The organism is Streptomyces sp. NPDC026672, assembly GCF_040638185.1.
Taxonomy (GTDB): domain Bacteria; phylum Actinomycetota; class Actinomycetes; order Streptomycetales; family Streptomycetaceae; genus Streptomyces.
Genome location: NZ_JBEZXS010000033.1, coordinates 62,570 through 79,133 on the forward strand (window position 1 = coordinate 62,570; position 16,564 = coordinate 79,133).

The 16,564-nt window shown below is 68.9% G+C and carries 16 protein-coding genes and 2 pseudogenes; 8 read left to right on the plus strand and 10 right to left on the minus strand.

Features of this window, described 5'->3' with window-relative positions; genetic code table 11:
- Positions 1 to 233: 233 nt before the first annotated feature.
- The 3 genes from AB0F77_RS31305 to AB0F77_RS31315 are packed head-to-tail and all read right to left on the minus strand — an operon-like array spanning position 234 to position 2,756.
- The gene (locus tag AB0F77_RS31305) at positions 234 to 1,316 is read right to left on the minus strand and encodes a cell wall protein (RefSeq protein ID WP_361955051.1); all 1,083 of its coding nucleotides are present in this window, start codon (positions 1,314 to 1,316) and stop codon (positions 234 to 236) included.
- Positions 1,313 to 2,341: an ABC transporter ATP-binding protein gene (locus AB0F77_RS31310; protein ID WP_361955052.1), complete on the minus strand. Its 1,029-nt coding sequence runs from the start codon at positions 2,339 to 2,341 to the stop codon at positions 1,313 to 1,315. The genes AB0F77_RS31305 and AB0F77_RS31310 overlap by 4 nt, the downstream gene beginning before the upstream one ends.
- 10 nt (positions 2,342 to 2,351) lie before the next feature.
- Positions 2,352 to 2,756: a GntR family transcriptional regulator gene (locus tag AB0F77_RS31315; protein ID WP_361955079.1), complete on the minus strand. Its 405-nt coding sequence runs from the start codon at positions 2,754 to 2,756 to the stop codon at positions 2,352 to 2,354.
- Between the two features lie 417 nt (positions 2,757 to 3,173).
- Here AB0F77_RS31315 and AB0F77_RS31320 point away from each other — a divergent pair, with 417 nt between their 5' ends.
- The gene (locus AB0F77_RS31320) at positions 3,174 to 4,646 is read left to right on the plus strand and encodes a hypothetical protein (RefSeq protein ID WP_361955053.1); all 1,473 of its coding nucleotides are present in this window, start codon (positions 3,174 to 3,176) and stop codon (positions 4,644 to 4,646) included.
- Positions 4,647 to 4,790: 144 nt separating this feature from the next.
- Here AB0F77_RS31320 and AB0F77_RS31325 read toward each other — a convergent pair whose 3' ends face one another.
- The 5 genes from AB0F77_RS31325 to AB0F77_RS31345 all read right to left on the minus strand — a co-directional run bounded on the left by AB0F77_RS31325 (position 4,791) and on the right by AB0F77_RS31345 (position 10,109).
- Positions 4,791 to 6,092, minus strand: coding sequence for a nucleotide disphospho-sugar-binding domain-containing protein (locus AB0F77_RS31325; protein ID WP_361955054.1), 1,302 nt, complete (start codon positions 6,090 to 6,092; stop codon positions 4,791 to 4,793).
- A gap of 257 nt (positions 6,093 to 6,349) precedes the next feature.
- Entirely contained in the window at positions 6,350 to 7,096 is a 747-nt protein-coding gene (locus AB0F77_RS31330; protein ID WP_358079801.1) for an SDR family oxidoreductase, read from the minus strand.
- An 83-nt stretch (positions 7,097 to 7,179) separates the two neighbouring features.
- Entirely contained in the window at positions 7,180 to 7,944 is a 765-nt protein-coding gene (locus tag AB0F77_RS31335; RefSeq protein WP_361955055.1) for an SDR family oxidoreductase, read from the minus strand.
- A 379-nt stretch (positions 7,945 to 8,323) separates the two neighbouring features.
- Positions 8,324 to 9,058 (minus strand): SDR family oxidoreductase, encoded by a 735-nt coding sequence (locus tag AB0F77_RS31340; protein ID WP_361955056.1) that lies wholly within the window; start codon positions 9,056 to 9,058, stop codon positions 8,324 to 8,326.
- Between the two features lie 88 nt (positions 9,059 to 9,146).
- Positions 9,147 to 10,109 (minus strand): NAD(P)-dependent alcohol dehydrogenase, encoded by a 963-nt coding sequence (locus AB0F77_RS31345; protein WP_361955057.1) that lies wholly within the window; start codon positions 10,107 to 10,109, stop codon positions 9,147 to 9,149.
- A gap of 154 nt (positions 10,110 to 10,263) precedes the next feature.
- Here AB0F77_RS31345 and AB0F77_RS31350 point away from each other — a divergent pair, with 154 nt between their 5' ends.
- From AB0F77_RS31350 to AB0F77_RS31360, 3 genes and pseudogenes are all read left to right on the plus strand, one after another.
- Entirely contained in the window at positions 10,264 to 11,271 is a 1,008-nt protein-coding gene (locus AB0F77_RS31350) for an RNA polymerase subunit sigma-70 (protein WP_361955058.1), read from the plus strand.
- A 299-nt stretch (positions 11,272 to 11,570) separates the two neighbouring features.
- Complete coding sequence (locus AB0F77_RS31355; protein WP_361955059.1) at positions 11,571 to 12,257, plus strand: NAD(P)-binding domain-containing protein; 687 nt, start codon at positions 11,571 to 11,573, stop codon at positions 12,255 to 12,257.
- Between the two features lie 138 nt (positions 12,258 to 12,395).
- Positions 12,396 to 12,641 (plus strand): annotated as a pseudogene (locus AB0F77_RS31360) (VOC family protein); the annotation flags it as partial.
- A gap of 116 nt (positions 12,642 to 12,757) precedes the next feature.
- Here AB0F77_RS31360 and AB0F77_RS31365 read toward each other — a convergent pair.
- The gene (locus tag AB0F77_RS31365; RefSeq protein ID WP_361955083.1) at positions 12,758 to 12,949 is read right to left on the minus strand and encodes a hypothetical protein; all 192 of its coding nucleotides are present in this window, start codon (positions 12,947 to 12,949) and stop codon (positions 12,758 to 12,760) included.
- Here AB0F77_RS31365 and AB0F77_RS31370 point away from each other — a divergent pair.
- The 3 genes and pseudogenes from AB0F77_RS31370 to AB0F77_RS31380 all read left to right on the plus strand — a co-directional run.
- A pseudogene (locus AB0F77_RS31370) lies at positions 12,876 to 13,133 on the plus strand (SDR family NAD(P)-dependent oxidoreductase); the annotation flags it as partial. The gene AB0F77_RS31365 and the pseudogene AB0F77_RS31370 sit on opposite strands and share 74 nt — an antisense overlap.
- A gap of 64 nt (positions 13,134 to 13,197) precedes the next feature.
- Entirely contained in the window at positions 13,198 to 13,539 is a 342-nt protein-coding gene (locus tag AB0F77_RS31375; protein WP_361955080.1) for an SDR family oxidoreductase, read from the plus strand.
- Positions 13,540 to 13,627: 88 nt separating this feature from the next.
- On the plus strand, positions 13,628 to 14,377 hold the full coding sequence (locus AB0F77_RS31380; RefSeq protein WP_361955060.1) for an SDR family oxidoreductase: 750 nt from the start codon (positions 13,628 to 13,630) through the stop codon (positions 14,375 to 14,377).
- Between the two features lie 73 nt (positions 14,378 to 14,450).
- Here the strand turns inward: AB0F77_RS31380 and AB0F77_RS31385 are convergent, their stop codons facing one another.
- Positions 14,451 to 15,128, minus strand: coding sequence for a TetR/AcrR family transcriptional regulator (locus tag AB0F77_RS31385; protein WP_361955061.1), 678 nt, complete (start codon positions 15,126 to 15,128; stop codon positions 14,451 to 14,453).
- A 371-nt stretch (positions 15,129 to 15,499) separates the two neighbouring features.
- Between AB0F77_RS31385 and AB0F77_RS31390 the strand changes: the two genes are divergently transcribed.
- Positions 15,500 to 16,453 (plus strand): LLM class flavin-dependent oxidoreductase, encoded by a 954-nt coding sequence (locus AB0F77_RS31390; protein ID WP_361955062.1) that lies wholly within the window; start codon positions 15,500 to 15,502, stop codon positions 16,451 to 16,453.
- Positions 16,454 to 16,564: the final 111 nt, after the last annotated feature.

A 16,564-nucleotide genomic window follows, 5' to 3' on the forward strand; every position in this document is an offset into this window, starting at 1 on the left:
GGACCCGTGACGAGGTGATACGAGTTGGTCAACCGCCTGGCAGGAGGAGAAAAGAACACGCAGGGCAATTTGCGTTGCGACAAGCTCGTGTAGGTCACCGCGCACCGACCCAAGGGTGTTACTGCGGACCGTGCTCTGGTTGCCGGCATTGTTGCGGGCAATCGAGAAACGCCCTCCGGTTGCTCCCGCAAGTAACCTTGTTTCCAGAACCTTTGATGGAACGGAGCACTCTTTCAGGCGGCGATACGGCGGACGCCATGCAGACAGAGCACGGCGAGGGCAGCCGCGGCAGCGAGGCAGATCCCGGTCTCGATCAGCTGGAGGGGCACGATCTGGTCTGGGAGGAGAACACGGCTGTACTGGGTGACGATGTCGTGCGCACGTAGACAGGAATGGAAGTCCTGCGGAGCGGACTGCCCCCCGGAGTACGCGCAGGGGTAGACCTCGGTGAGTCGGCCGTCGGCGTGGACATAGCCACTGCTGAGCTGCCAGCTGTCGAGCGGGACATCGGGGTAGTTGTCGAGCCCGGTCCCCCGGGTGACATGCGCCGGGAGCAGCCGGGGGCGCAGTTGGTCCAATGTGAGCTGCCATCCCTGGCTCGCGGCAGCGGCGAGTGCGACGGCAGGCAGGGCGCGCCGCATGTACATGCCGACGACTGCCCCGGTCATCAGAGCGAGCAGCAGGTGGGCGACGCCAACCGGCCCGGTGAAGGGGAACAGTGACCAGTCGACCCAGAAGGTGGTTCGCCGCCACGCGTTCCCGTCCGGACCGGTGAGCTGGTGGCCGCGCAGGACGGACCCCCACCACCAGGTGACCGGCAAGGTGAGCACGATGGCCGCCGCCGTGGTGACCGCTGCGGCCGTGACCAGCTTGGCCGCTGCCCACTCCCGGCGGCCCACCGATTGCGTCCAGTCCAGCCGGTACGTGCCGTTCTCCAGGTCTTGCGCGAACAGCGGTGCGCCGAGTAGCGCGCCCACCACCAGCGGCAGAAAGCGCAGCACCGAGGGTGCTTGCTCAAAGAGCAGGTGGATGCTGTCGGACACGGGCGGTGCAACATGGCCGCCTGTGTCTTCGGTGCTCTCGCAGACAGCGGGTGTCCGGCGGCATGCCAGGGCGTAGTCGTGGATCCCGGAGACGAGCTGCTGGTGCTCCCACACCGCCCACAGTGCAGCGAGCACGGCCAGGGCTGCGGCGATGCGGTAGGCCGCGCGGTGCCGCCGCCAGGCAAACCAGACTGCTCCGGTCGGCCGCAGTAGCGGGACGGGTCGTATGGCGGGCTGCCGCTCACGCGACACCGAGCGGGCGAACACGTTCACGACGCGGCCTTCCCGTGCCCGTTTTGAGGTCTGGCATCGCATCCTGATGCGCGGGCGGGCCCGTCGTCCGGTGCGAGCAGCGCGGGTGCGTCCGGGTTGCGCAGGTAGGCCAGGAGGATCTCCTCCAGGGTGGGCGGCCGCGCGGTTCCGAGACCGTCGAGCGAGGTCGGGAGCTGGATCATCGCGGTGACCTGCCGCCCGGTGACCTGTGCTTCGACAACGGTGTGGCCGTGCAGGTGGGACGGCAGATCCGGCGCCGCCGGCATGGGCCGGTCGTCCATAGGGCGGGCACGACGGTCGGCGAGGGTGTGGGTGACGAGGGTGTGGGCGGCCTGGACGAACTCCACGTCGTCGGCGACGAGCATGCGTCCGTGGGCCAGCAGCAGTACGTAGTCGCAGACGAGGTCGAGTTCGGCGAGGATGTGCGAGGACATCACCACGGTGGTACCGCGCTCGGCGGCGGTCGTCATCAGGGCGGCCATCATGGCGTGCCGCCGCAGCGGGTCGAGGTTGGCCATCGGCTCGTCGAGCAGCAGCAGGTCCGGGCGCTTGCCGAGGGCGAGTGCCAGGGCCACGCAGGTGCGCTGGCCGCCGGAGAGCCGGCCCACCTTGGCGTTCAGCGGTACCTCGGCGTCGGCCACGACCGCTCGGGCGGTTGCCTCGTGCCAGCCCGGGTTGAGCTCGCGGCCCATGCGCAATGTCTCAGCCACGGTGAAAGCCGCGTGCAGAGGGGGGTCCTGGAGCAGGACACCGACGCGGGGCAGTATGTCGTGCGAGCCCGGTCGCCCGCCGAGCACCTGCATGCCGCCCTCGGTCGGGGCGCGCAGGCCCGCGGCGACCGAGAGCAGTGAGCTCTTGCCGTCGCCGTTGGGCCCGACCAAGGCGGCGATCCGGCCACGGGGAACACGGAAGTCGCAGGCGCGCAAGATCCATTCTCCGCGGTTGCGCAGGCCGAGGCCGTGCGCCTGCAGAGCAGGTGCGTCGGTGGCCGGGACCTGGTGCCAGGGCGTCGGGTGCTGGGTCATCCGGGCTTACTCATTCGTTCACCCGGGCGTCCGCACTGTGCGGGAACGCCTCATCGAGCGCGGCGGACACGAGCGCCGCGACATCCTCGCGGCTGAGGTCGGCTGCGCATGCGGCGGCCATCCAGGTGTGCAGGCTGCTGTGCAGCGGAGAGCCGACCGCGATGCCGGGCTGGGCGAGTGATCGGCGGACGAAGGTGCCGACGCCCTGCCGTGCCTCGACCAGGCCCTCAACCTCCAGCTCGCGGTAGGCCTTGAGCACGGTGTTGGGGTTGATCGCCGTCGCGGCCACGACTTCCGCAGCCGACGGCAGCTTGTCGCCGGGCGCCAACTGCCCCAGCCTCAGGGCCTGTTTGGTCTGCTGAACAATCTGCTGGTAGGCGGCGACGCTGCTGCGGCGTTCGATATGGAAAGTCACCACCGCCACACCATACCGCTAGTGGACTAGTGGACCTCCGGGGTCGTCGCACCCTGATTCCGGGATGCCGACCGCGAGACCCTTCGCGGTTCTTCGTGGCTCCGCACCTACTACGAGCTGCACTTTCGCGTCCCGGGGCATCCCGTGTTTGACAAGAGCCACCCCCACCCACACACTCCACTAGTCAACTAGTGGAGTGTGGGACCTGATGGGTGCGGGTGATGGCCCGTCGGCGATTCGCGCGCCTGCCCGCGAACGGGAAACGGCCCGGCAGCAGGCGGGCCCCGCGCGGACTGCGGTCTTGCGGAGAGGAGTGCGACCGTGTCGGTGGAGGCGGACCAAGTCCTCCCGGCGACCCCAGGGCCGGCCGTACGGGAACGAACGCTCCCCCTGGCCCGTCCCCGGCGGGGCAGCAGGGTGGCCAGCCAGGCGGTGCTTCTGCTCGCGCTGTCCCTTGTGGTGCGCGCGCCCTCCTTCCGCCGTCCTTTCTGGAGCCCGGACGAGGGATACCTGGCCACTGAAGCGCTCATGCTGCGGCATGGCGGACGGATGTACCAGGACGTGGTGGACCGCAAACCACCGTTGCTGCCGTGGCTGTACGAGGCGTGCTTCGCCGCCGCAGGGCCCAGAGGACTGTTGCTCGTGCGGCTGCTTGCGGTGGCTGCGCTCGCGCTGACCGCCGTGTTCACGGCCAGGCTGGCCGCGCGGACGCTCGGGACTTGGGCGGCCCTGCCGGCCGGGGTACTCACCGTCGCCGCGTCGGCGGCGCTGCCCGCGCCCGACGCGATGGCGGCCACTTTCGAAATCTTCATGCTCCCGGCGACTGCGGCGGCAATGCACTTCGGCGTCCGGGGCCACTGGCTCGCCGCCGGGCTCGCGGTGTCGGTGGCCACCCTGACCAAGCAGGTCGGGCTTGCACCGCTGCTGCCGCTGGCGCTGCACGCAGTGACAGGCCGCCACCGGCTGCGGGACATCGCTGCCCTGCTGGCGGGGGCTGCCGCCATGCCGGCAGGCTGTGCACTCGCGCTGGGGGCACGGCGGTTCGTGTTCTGGATGTTCCTCTCTTCCGGCTCGTACGCCACGTCGCCGCCGGGGATACGGCCGGTGGCCGTGCATGCGCTGGGCAACCTGGCGTCGCTGTTCACGGCGTTCGCTCCCGTCGTCGCCGTGGTGATGACGGCGGCGTGGCATCGGCGGCGTCCCCTCTTCCCGAGTCCGCGGGCCGGCGCGGGCAGAGGGCGAAAGACGGCCGCCGTGGGGACCGATCGCATGCTTGGGCTGTGGTTGTTCGCCTCTGCGTGCGGTGTGACCGTCGGATTCCACTTCTACGGCCACTACTTTCTCCAACTGGCGCCTCCGCTGGTTCTGTTGGGATTGCGTGCTGTGGACCTCGCCTGCCGCGCGAGCGTCGTTGGTCGGCCCCATGCGGCCGCAGTAGCCGCGGGGTGCGCACTCGCGGTCGCGATGGGCTGGAGCACAACGGCGGTACGGGCGGAGCCACCGCTGATGGACAAGACGCTCGCGGTGGCGGCAGCAGTCGACGCATACAGTGCGCCGGGTGAGCGGGTGTTCCTCTGGGGGATGCACCCCGAGGTCTACTGGCTCGCCGGACGGCAGCCTGCCAGCCGCTATCTGACGGCGGGTCTGCTCACGAACTTCAGCGGCGGTGGGAACGTGCACCGTGTCGGTGCAGCGTACGCGGTCCCCGGAGCGTGGCAGGTCCTACGCCACGAACTGGCCGCCCATCCCCCCTGCCTGCTCGTGGACGACTCCGCAGGGACGCCTTACCCTCTCGCGGACTACCCGCAACTGCGGGGCCTCCTCGCACACGGCTTCCGCGAGAAGGCAGTGGTGCACGGGGCGCGGATCTACCGCCGCACCGGATGTTGAAAGACCGCAGTGTTCCGGCACGGGTCTCGGGTACGGGGGCGGGGTCTGCCTACACGCCCGGCTGAGCGGGGAATGGGGTTCACGGGCGGACTTTGTCGGGCGTGGTGCGTTCCGGCGTGTGTCGTTCTGTGTATCCCGTGGTTCTCAGCGTGTGCCGAGGTTCTGTGAGATTTCGGCCACTGCCTGGGCGATTTCGTCGAAGGGGCGGTGCCGCTCGATTCCGTTCATCAGGCGCCGGGCGTGAGCGCGGTAGACCGGATCGCTCGTCACGGTGTCGACGGCGGCACGGATGTCGGCTTGGGCGGGTGTGTCGGTTACAAGATTCAGTGCGGCGCCGGTCCAGGCCAGTCGGGCGGCGACTTCTGTCTTGTCCTCGCTCTGTCCGGCGATGACGAGCGGGATGCCGTGGGCGAGCGCCTGAAGGCCAGCGGCGTAGCCGCCGTTGGTGACGAGGATGTCCGTGTGCGGGAGGAGCATCGAATACGGCACGAAGGAGGTCACCCGGGCATTGGCCGGGATGTTGTCGATGACGGCGTCGTCGCGGCAGGTCGTGGCAACGACGAGGGCATCGGTGTCGGCCAGCGCTCGCAGGGTGGGCTCGATGAGCTGACTGAGGTCACGGTTGGCAACCGTGCCCTGGGTCACAACGACGACCTGGCGGGCGGCGAGCACGTCGTCCCACCAAGCGGGAAGCGGCCCGTCCGCGGGTTCTGCGGGCAGGGGACCGGTGAAGCGGACGCCGGGCGGAAGGTCACTGCGGGGATACTCCGCCTCGGCGGGCGAGAGCTGTAGGAAGAGATCGGGCTGGGAGACGATGGCGTTCATGGGGAATGGCATGTCGCCCGTCGCGCCCAGATCCTTGAGGATGGCATCGAGAAACTCGGTGGACGTGGCGAACAGTCCCTCGGCCATCCGGTTCTGGGCAGCGTTGCGGACCCTGCCGGCCGGCGAGGAATCCGGTGGGAGGCCGAGTCCGAAAGGTGCGGTGTCGACACTGTTCAGTGACAGCGGAATGGTGCCGACGCCGATCACGGCCGCGGGCCTGGTCCCGGGAGCGCCGAGCTGCACTGCCCAGTGGCCCATGAAGGACTGGTCGGTGATGACGACGGTTGGGGTGTCCGGCTGCTCCGCGAGGATCCGCTGCAGGGTGGCGTGTTGGTCGGGGACGGGCTCGTAGAAGAGCTTCATGAAATCGTAGTTGAGCTGTTCTGGGCCAGGAGGCAGCGCTACGCGGCCGGCGAGCACCTCTTCCTCCCGCCATGCCGGGGAGCCGGCGATGCCCTGCAGCGGGACGAAGGTCAGGCCGGCCTTCTCGGCCGGCTCCCTGTACTCGACGCCGGAGACGAAAGTGACGTCATGGCCGCGCTCGGCCAGATCGGCGGCGATTCTGCGCATGGTTGCGGCGTGCGACGGCACCGGTACCGCTGCGACCAGGATCCGCGTCATGGTGATCCTTTCTCTGGGAAGTGACGGAAGGAGGCCGTGGAGGGCGGCCCCTTCCCTCGCGTGGCAATAGCCCGCTCCTTCGGCATGCCTCCTCTTGCAGCCGAGCGTGGTTGATCGGGCGGGCGATGGGATCAGGACGTCGGGCGCCTGCATCCAGCAAGCAGGGCCGTCCTCTGCGAGGCTTCAGCACGGTTCTGAACAGCCAGCCATGGGGTATCGGCCCGCTGGCAGGGAGTGTCTGCAGAACCGGCCCGGGCTCAGATTTGGGCGAGGCCGCCGTCGACGGCCAGTTCCGTGCCGTGGACGAAGCTCGAGTCGTCGGAGGCGAGGAAGAGCACAGCAGTGGCGATCTCTTCGGAAGTTCCGAACCGGCCGGCCGGGACCATGGAAGCGACCTGGTCACGTATGTCTACCGGGATGGCGTCGAAGGTGGCTGTGTCGATGGGCCCGGGGCTGAGCAGGTTGACCCGGATGCCGCGTCCGGCGAGTTCGGCGGTCCAGGTGCGGACGAACGAGCGCAGTGCCGCCTTGCTGGCGGCATAGACCGTGGATCCGGGGACGCCCTTGACTGCTCCGGCTGAGCCGTTGATGACGACCGATCCGCCGGCTGCCATCAGCGGGAGCGCGTGCTGGACGGTGAGCAGGGTGCCCCGCACGTTGACCGCGAACACGTTGTCGAACGAGGTGGTGGTGACCGCCTCCAAGGGTTCGGTCAGGCTGCCGATGCCGGCGCTGGCGTAGACGATGTCGACATGTCCGTGAGCGGCCCCGACGGTCCCGAAGAGAGCGGCGATGTCTTCGGGACTTCCGGAGTCGGCCTGTACGCCGGTCACCCGGCCGGGTGCGGCTTCCTCGACGGCGCGGACGGCCTGGTCGAGCTGGTCCTTGCGGCGGCCGGTGATGTAGACGTGAGCGCCCTCTGAGGCCAGCAGTCGGGCGGTGGCAAGCCCCATTCCTGATGTGGCCCCGGTGACGACGGCGATCTTACCGTTGAGCTTCGACATGATTCTCTGGATTACCTTTCGGCTGATGAGGTTGCCGGCATTGGGATACCGGCCGGCGACGTTCTTCCGGTGTCTTGGGTGGTTCACTGTTTCTGCAGGAGGCCGCCGTCGGCAGCGATGACTTCGCCGGTGATGAATGAGGCTTCGTCGCTGAGCAGGAACGCGACGGCGTTGGCGATCTCCGCCGGAGTGGCCATGCGTCCCATGGGGACGAGTGAACGGATCATCGCGATCTCGCCAGGACCGGCGTTGCCGACCATCGGCGTCATGACCGGGCCAGGGGTGATCGCGTTGACGCGGATGCCGTCAGTCATGTACTCGATGGCAGCCAACCTCGTCATTTCCGCGATCGCATGCCTGCCGGCTCCGTAAGCGGGCATGCCGAGGTTGGCGACCGAGGCGGTGTTGACGATCGCGCCGCCGCCGCGATGGAGGAAGTAACCGATCTCTGCCTTCATCGCCTGCCTGACGCCGCGTAGGCTGCCGAGGAAAACCCGTTCGAAGACGGTCGTGTCCTGTTCGTGGGTGCGACTGAACGGCTGCGCTATGCCCGCGTTGTTGAACGCCAGGTCCAGGCTTCCGAACGTGAGCACGGCGAACTCGACCAGACCGACAGCGGCGGACTCGTCGCTGACGTCGGCGTGGCGGAAGACGGCTCTGCCGCCTTTCTCGGTGATCTCCTGGATCACCCGCTCACCATGGCTGTCGTCGATGTCGGCCACGACCACGGAGGCCCCTCGGGCAGCGAGCGTCTTCGCGGTGGCTTCCCCGATACCTGATCCGCCGCCCGTGACGAGCGCGGTCTTGCCGGCGAACTGCGCGGCAAGCAGCGACTGTGCGACTGCCATCGGACATCCTTTACGCGCGACCTGCGACCACGGGCGAGCTTCGTGCGAGGAACATGAAGCCCCAGCACCCCCGGTCGGGGCCTGAGCTGCTGCCCTGCAGGCGTACCGGGACCCCGTGATCGGGACGTGTTCGCCGTGCTTCGGCGACGGATTCTTCATGGCTGTTCCTGCGGTTCGAGCGGCCACTGCCGCGAACGGGCGTGGTCAGCCATGTGACTGAGGCACCCAATGAGCTTTATAGCGATCGTTATGAAACGTAAGGGGGTGACACCCGTATGGTCAAGCTAGATCAGTAGCGATCGCTACGAAAATGGGACGGCCAGGTTTGCCTCGCAGGCGGCAACGGTGCCGGCTGGGTGGGGCTGTCCGGAGAGTGTGGTCATACCTGAGTCATCCCGCCGTCGATGACCAGCTCGGTGCCCGTCATGTAGCTCGACGCGGAGGAGGCGAGGAACAGTGCCGCCCTCGCGACCTCGCCGGGCTGGCCGAGGCGTCCCGCTGGGATGCCCGCAGCAAGCTGCTCTTTCAGTGTGGCGGGTACGCCGTCGTCGGGGCCGAGGTCGATCACGCCCAGGCTGAGGAGGTTGACTCGGATACTGCGTCCGGCCAGCTCCGCTGCCCAGGTGCGGGCGAACGAGCGCAAGGATGCTTTGCTCGCTGCATACACGGTGGTGCCCGGGGTGCCCTTCACCACGCCTGCGGAGCCGCTGAGGACCAACGATGCCCCGTCGGCCAGCAACGGCAGGAGCTGCTGCACGGTGAGCAGGGTCCCGCGGGTGTTGACGGCGAAGACGGTGTCGAAGTCCTCGCCGGTGATCTCCGGCAGCGGCACGCGAGGCACCCCGGTGCCGGCGGCGGCGTACAGCACGTCGATGTGTCCCGGTCCGGAGCGGATGGCCTCGGCCAGCCAGGTGAGATCGGCCAGGTTGCTGGTGTCGCAGTTCACCGCGGTGATGTCGCCGTCGATCGCTGCGAGGCTCCCGGAGAGCCGGTCGGACGGGTGGCCGGCTGCGTAGACGTGCGCGCCTTCGGCGGCGAAGAGCCGCGCGGCTGCCAGACCGATGCCGGACGCGGCCCCGGTGATGACGGCTACTTTTCCGTCGAGCTGGGACATGATGTCCCCTTTCAATGGCTGGGAGTTTCAGGAGCCGGGAGACGCCGCTCCCGTGGAGAGAAGGCCGTGCGCCTCCGGGTGGCGGCGCTCAGGCCATCTGGATCACGCGCTTGCCGAAGCCGCCGCTTTTCTCCATGGAGCGGTGGGCGGTGGCGATGTCCTCCAACGGGTAGACCGAGTCGACGACCGGAAGGACGGATTTGTTGTCCACGTACTCGGCCAGGGAGGTGAGCAGCGTGCCGGTGGCCGGGCTCTGGATGAAGCGGACTCGTCGGCCACCGTGAATGCGCGAGGCCACCAGGTAGGCGATGTCGGCGGGGGACCCGATCGCCATGGCGGCCATCCGACCCCCAGGCGCAAGGAGGTGCCGGTAGGGGCGCATGTTCCTGCCCACCGGGTCGAGGATGACGTCGAAGCGCCCGAGTCCACGGGGATCCGTGGTGTGGTAGTCGAATGCCTGCTCGGCGCCCAGGTTCCGCAGCCGGTCCAGGTGGGCCGGGCCGGCCAGCGCGATCACCTGCCCGCCCAGAGCCCGGGCGACCTGGACGGCGGCGGTGCCGACGCCGCCGTTCGCGCCGCGGACCAGCACCCGCTCCCCGTGCCGCAGTCGGACGTGATCGCGCAGGATTCCGATGACTGAGGCGCCGACGCCGGACAGGGCGGCGGCCTCGACGGCGTTGACCGAGCGGGGACGCAGAACCGTGTCCTTGGCGGGGGCCAGGATGTAGTCGGCCGCCGCGCCGGAAGGGCCGGGGTCACGGACGCCGTTCACGAAGCCCCACACCTCATCGCCTGCTGCGAGGCCTTGCACGTCACTGGCGGCCTCGACGACCTCGCCGGCGAAGTCGAATCCGGCTCCGCGCGGGAAGGCCCGGCCGGATACCAGCTTCAGCTTCCCGCTGCGGATCGCGGTGTCGGCTCCGTTGATGCTGCTGGCCGCGACCCGGACCAGCACATGCCCAGGACGGAGCCGGGGGACGGGAACCGTCCCTATCCGCAGGACCTCGGGCGGGCCGTAGATGTCGTACTGCGCCGCGCGCATCTCGTTCATGAACTGTCTCCGTTCAGGTGCTGAAGAAGCGGGTTCATCCGTTCCGACACCACGGGGCCGCAGATTTGGGCAGCTCGGCACTGCCTAAATCCGGGCTCCCGCGGTGTCGGAACAGGTAGTCGCATGAAGGGAGCCCAGATCGTGGAGGGTGCAGATGAGGGACGCGGAGCTACTGGGGCGAGCCAGGGCCGGGGACGGGGAGGCATTCGCCGAGCTGACCGAGCCCTACCGGCGCGAGCTGCTGGCGCACTGCTACCGGATGCTTGCCTCGGCGCAGGACGCCGAGGACGCCGTACAGGAGACGATGCTGGCTGCCTGGCAGGGCCTCGGCTCCTTCCAGGAACGGGCCTCGCTGCGGACGTGGCTGTACCGGATCGCCACCAACCGCTGCCTCAACGCCCTGCGGTCCGCTAAGAGGCGCCCGGCCATGCACGAAACGCACGCCCACGACGACGCCCAGGAGCCACCCCGGATCAGCGAGGTCACCTGGCTTGAGCCCTACCCCGACCTCCTCCTGGAAGCCGTTGCCGACCATGAACCCGGGCCCGAGGCACGTTACGAGGCCACCGAGGCGATCTCCCTGGCCTTCATCACGGCCCTCCAGCTCCTGCCGCCCCGCCAACGCGCAGCCCTCATCCTGTGCGACGTGGTCGGCCACCGTGCCGGCGAAGTCGCCGACATGCTCGGTACGACCTACGGGGCAGTCGCCAGCGCCCTCAAGCACGCCCGCGCCACCATGGCCAGACACGCTGCGGAAGTCGGCGACGAACCGCCCCCGACGCCGCACACCCCGGCCGAACGAGACCTGATCGACAAGCTCACCAGCGCCTACGCCGCAGCCGACCTCGACAGTCTGCTGGCACTTCTGGCCGACGACATCCGGCTCACCATGCCTCCCCACCCGTTCGAGTACCACGGCCGAGCCTTCGCCGCCCGGGGCATCGGCCAACTGTTCGCCCAAGGTCACCAGTACCGCCTGATCGAGACCCGCGCGAACGGCCAGCCCGCCTTCGCCCTCTACCGCAAGGACCCCCACGCCGGCATCCTGCACGCCAATGGCCTGCTCGTCGTCACCCTGGCCGGCACCCACATCAGCGCCCTGACCATGTTCACCGCCAGTGTTCTGGGGCGCTTCGGACTGCCCAGAACACTGCCCGCGTGAACACCGGCAACGCCCGGTGGGCCGTCCGCCGTCACCCGCTTCTCGCAGCAACCGACAGCCACGCGCAGCGGACTGCTGCCGGGCTGTTCGGAGCCCTGAGCGGCCGACGCAGCGTGTGGTCGGCTGACGGCAGGGTGTCCGCGCGCGCCCTCATGCACGGACACGGCGGTGTCGTACCCGCCTCCCGCAGTCCCGGCTTCACCAGCGCCTCCACGTTGCCCTTACCGCGCCGGCCTCGTCCGAACCAGCCCTGAGCCGGCCATCAAGTCCTTTTCCATCGGTACTTCCAGGAGGAGAACATGCAGGTCGGATTCATCGGGGCCGGCGCTGTCGCGAACGCGATCGCCAGCCAGCTCACCAGCGCGGGCCACTCGGTGACACTGTCCAACCGCCGCGGGCCGGACAGTCTCCGGGACCAGGTGGCGGCCCTGGGCCCCCTGGCTCGCGCCGGTACGAAGGAGGAGGCCGCCGCGGCACAGATGGTGTTCCTTTCCGTCATGTGGAGCGACATCGACGCGGCCCTCGAAGGCCTGCCGGACTGGGACGGTCGGATCCTCGTCGACACCACCAATCAGTTCGAGCAGGTAGACGGGCACTACACACCGGTCGACACCAGGACCGGCTTCGGAGTCGAAACCGGCAGTGAGGTCGTCGCTCAGAAGACGCCCGGGGCACGAGTGATCAAAGCCTTCAACACGCTGTTCGCCCCCGACCTCAGCCGCTTTCCGCGTCACGACGGCGGCCGGCGCGTCCTCTTCCACTGCGGTGACGACCCTGACGCCAAGAGCAGCTTCACCGGCGTCGTCGACGAGGTCGGATGGTTCCCGGTGGACCTGGGCAGCCTGCGCAACGGCGGACGGCTCATGCAGGTCGGGACCGGCCCCCTCCCCGGCCTGCATCTGCTGACCCAGCATGCCGAGCCGACCCCGCCCGCCACGCGCCGAACCGCCGAACGGGTCCGCCTCGCCGAGCGCGAGGAAAGCTGATGCTCGACCACATCATCATCCAGGCGGACGGCCTGGAGGCAATGGGCGCCTTCTACGACCAGATCGTCGGGATCCTGGACGGCCGCCGCACCATGAACGCCCCGGCACTGATCGGCTACGGCCGGGGCAACGACACCCACCCGCCTCTACTTCTCCGCCGCCACAGACACAGCCGGCCGCCAGTCCCATATCGCCCTCACCGCGGCGAGCCGCACACAGGTCGACCGAACCCAGGCACTCGCGAACCGGCTCGGCGCCGAAATCCTGCACAAGACCCGCGAGTGGCCCGAGTACCACCGCGACTACTACGCCGTGTTCATCCGCGACCCCGCCGGCAACAACCTCGAAATCGTCTGCCACGCACCGGATGCCGGCGCCCCGTGACCGCCCGACCAGCCCTCTCCGCACCGCCGCGCGGACGGCAGCCCCGCTCACATCGCCTCGCCCAAGCCAGGGGCCCTGTCAGCCTGGCCCTCACCGGCCACTGACTGCCCGACACCTCACTGCGGAGGAATCATGCATGTGTCCGTACCTGCGGTCACCGACGAGTTCCAGGGGCGGCGGGCGATCGTCACCGGTGCCTCGCGCGGCATGGGCGCGGCCATCGCCCAGCGGCTCATCGACGGCGGCGCCGCCGTCGTCGCGATCGCCCGCTCGGCAACCGGACAGACACCCGAGGACGCGACGTTCATCCCGGCCGACCTGCGCATACCCAATGAGGTCGAACGAGCGGTCGAGAGCTCCGTCAGCCGTCTCGGCGGCCTTGACCTGCTGGTCAACTGCGCAGGAGCAGCGCGCGTGTTCATGCACGGCCCGACCGCCGTCCCTGACACAGAATGGCAGGACGCACTCGACATCAACTTCCTTGCCACCGTCCGCGTCACCAATGCCGCACTACCGAGCCTGGCCGCATCGCCCGGCGCGGCAGCGATAGTTCAACATCACCTCCAGCGCGGCCAAGTCGCCGCAGCCACCAGCTCTCCACTACGCCTCGGCCAAGGCGGCGCTCGCCGCCTACAGCAGAGGGATGTCGAAGGCGCTCGCCCCGGCCGGCATCCGCGTGAACACACTGACCCCGACCCACATCAACACTCCGGGCGGCGAAGAGGTCCTGCGCACAATCACCGAGGCCACCGGCACCTCGATCGGCGCGCTCAAAAAAGGCATACCGCTCGGCCGCTTCGGCGACTCCCGCGACACCGCCGAAGCCGCGGCCTTCCTGCTCTCGGCACGCGCGCAGTGGATCACCGGGGCGGACCTTGACGTCAACGGAGGGATGTAGCCGACCCGGCGACCGACAAAGAGGCTGCGGCCCACCCGGGACCAGCGCCGAGAACCGTACGAAAACCAAGAACAAGGAGCAGCACATCATGGGAGCACTCGAAGGAAAGGTCGCCCTGATCACGGGCGGCAGCCGGGGAATCGGGCTGGCCGTCGCACGGCGCTTCGCCGCCGAAGGCGCAGACGTGTTCATCACCGGCCGGAACAAGGACACCCTCGACGCAGCAGCCGCAACGATCGGCGACAAGGCCACGCCGGTGACCGGTGACATGTCCGACCTCAACGACCTGGACCGGCTGTACGCCCGCATCCGGGACCAGACGGGCAGGCTCGACGTACTTGTGGCCAACGCGGCAGTCGGCGAGTCTGCGCCTCTTGCCGATGTCACGCCTGAGCAGTTCGACGCCACCTACAACACCGACGCCCGCGGAGTGTTCTTCACCGTGCAGAAGGCGCTGCCCCTGCTCAGCGAGGACGCCTCCGTGATCATGATGAGCTCGGGGCTGTGGCGCAAAGGCCAGCCCGGAACCAGCGTGTACGGCGGACCCAAAGCCGCGCTGCGGTCCTTCGCCCGGACATGGACTTCCGAGCTGAAGGACCGTCGCATCCGCGTCAACGTCATCACGGTCGGGGGGATCGACAGCGGTGCCTGGGACCGCCAGGCACCGACACCGGAGGCAGCCGAAGCGATCAAGGCCGAAGTGGCGAGGAGCACACCGCTGGGACGTATGGGCCGCAGCGAGGAACTCGCAGCCGCGGCATTGTTCCTGGCCAGCTCGGAAAGCAGCTTCGTCGCCGGCGTCGAACTGCCTGTCGACGGCGGTTACCTGGCCGTCTGATCCCACGCATCATGGCCCCGAGCGAGTGGCGTCCAGAGCCTGTAGGGAACGGCGCCCGCTCGGGACCGACTGGTCACTTGGGGCCCGGTCCTTCCGGCGGCGTACCCTCCTGCGGCCGGGCCTCGGCCATGACGTCGGCAAGGGCGTCGTGCCCGGCAGCCGGCGGACGCGGCCAGCCGCTCATCACGACGTCGACGACCTCGTGCAGCTCAGCCGCGCTCGCCCCGCCCGCGGCCTGCACGGCGAGCCCGAAACTGACGGTGAACAGATGACGGGCAACGGCTGCCGCGTCCCGTCCAGCGGGAAGCTCACCGGGGCCGGCTCGCTCCAGGCGCTCGGCGAACAGCGCCTCGCCCTGCCGCCGACGGACGGCCAGGTCGTCCCGGACGGCCCGCCCGCGGTCCGAGGCCACCAGCGCGCCCTGAATGGTCAGACATCCGTGCGGGGTACCCTGACCGGCCGCGAGGTCCACCATGCCGCGAAGCAGGCTCTCAGCCACCTCCCGCGCCGTGGAACAGCGCAACGCGGCGACCAGATGGCGCGCCGGACCCGCCACGTAACGGTCGGCCGCACGCCGGAACAGTTCCTCCTTGCTACCGAAGGCCGAATACATGCTCGGCGGCGAGATCCCCATGACCTTTGTCAGATCCGCGACACCGGTCGCCTCGTACCCCTGTTCCCAGAAGAGCCGCATCGCGGCATCCAGCGCCTCCTCCTCGTCGAACCCGCGGGGGCGACCTCCTCCCGGCATCCTGACCTCCCCGGAATACATTTCTTAGGGATCACTACAGTACCACTTGACCCTTCAATTACCTGCGGCTATGTTTTGTATCGATCACTACGAATGCATGCGGTTACTCCCTCGGGGGAGCCGGACACACAACCCCCGGAGCGGGAGGACGGACCGTGACCGGACGCCTGCGCCGGCATGGGCCGGCCAGGGGCGCGGTCCGCACGAGCGGCATCCACCGAACCGGCCGAGGCCTCCCGCGCCCCGGCGGACCACGGGGAGACCAGCCTCTTGCCGATTGCGCCACGGCCTCGGCCTCGAGGCGCTTCAACGGGGTGCGTCCCCAAACGGCTGACTACCGCGCGTACGCAGTCCGCAGAAGGATGTGAACGATGCCCGACTTCGGACATGACCTCCAGTTCGCCACTTTCCCCGAACCCGTCGCCCGGCCTGTCGGCGCACCGGTCGATCTTGCGCTACTCAGCGAGCAGTGGGGTTACGACCTCGTCATGTTCCAGGACCACCCGTACCGGCCCGGCTACCTGGACGCCTGGACCCTGATGAGCTGGACGGCCGCCCGTACCGAGCGGATCCGCATCGCCCCGAACGTGCTCAATATGGCGATGAGGGCGCCGGCCATGGTCGCGAAGGCCGCCGCCAGCCTCGATCTGCTGTCCGGCGGCCGCATCGAACTCGGCCTCGGCGCCGGGCACTTCTGGGACGAGATCACCACCATGGGCGTCCAGCGACGCACCAGCGGACAGGCCGTCGACGCACTTGAGGAAGCAATCGACGTCATCCGCGCCGCCTGGCCGGACGGGCCGTCTGTTCCCATGGGGGTCGAGGTCCCCGGTCATTACCACCGCCTCGCCGGCATGCGACCCGGACCGCCGACCGCCCACCCCATGGCCATCTGGCTCGGCGCCTACAAGCCTCGGATGCTGCGGCTGACCGGCCAGAAGGCCGACGGCTGGACAGCCTTGCTCGGCGGGACCCACGGCCGAGCCCATTGGCAGTCGGCGAGCACAGTCATCGACGAAGCGGCAACGGAGGCCGGACGCACCCCGGCCGACATCCGCCGCATGGCCGGCATCACCGGCCAGTTCACCGCCCGCAACGGCGGCTACCTGCACGGTCCGCCAGAGCAGTGGGTCCAGGAACTCCTGCCCAGCATCCTGGAGGACGGTGTCGGCACCTTCGTGCTCGCCACCGACCACAGGCCCACCCTCCAGCGCTTCGCCACCGAAGTCATGCCCGCCCTGCGTGCAGCCGTCACGGCTGAGCGTCAATCGACGCGTGATCTCCCTGCCGGGGGCAGGCCGATCCCGGCAACCGGCAGCAGTTGATCGATAACAGGCTTGTAAAATTGACACGTCAAGCTTATAGTTGACGCGTCAAGCACTTCGTTGCCGCAGGCACTGGGCGGTGATGAATAGGACAACCAACACGGCTGGAAA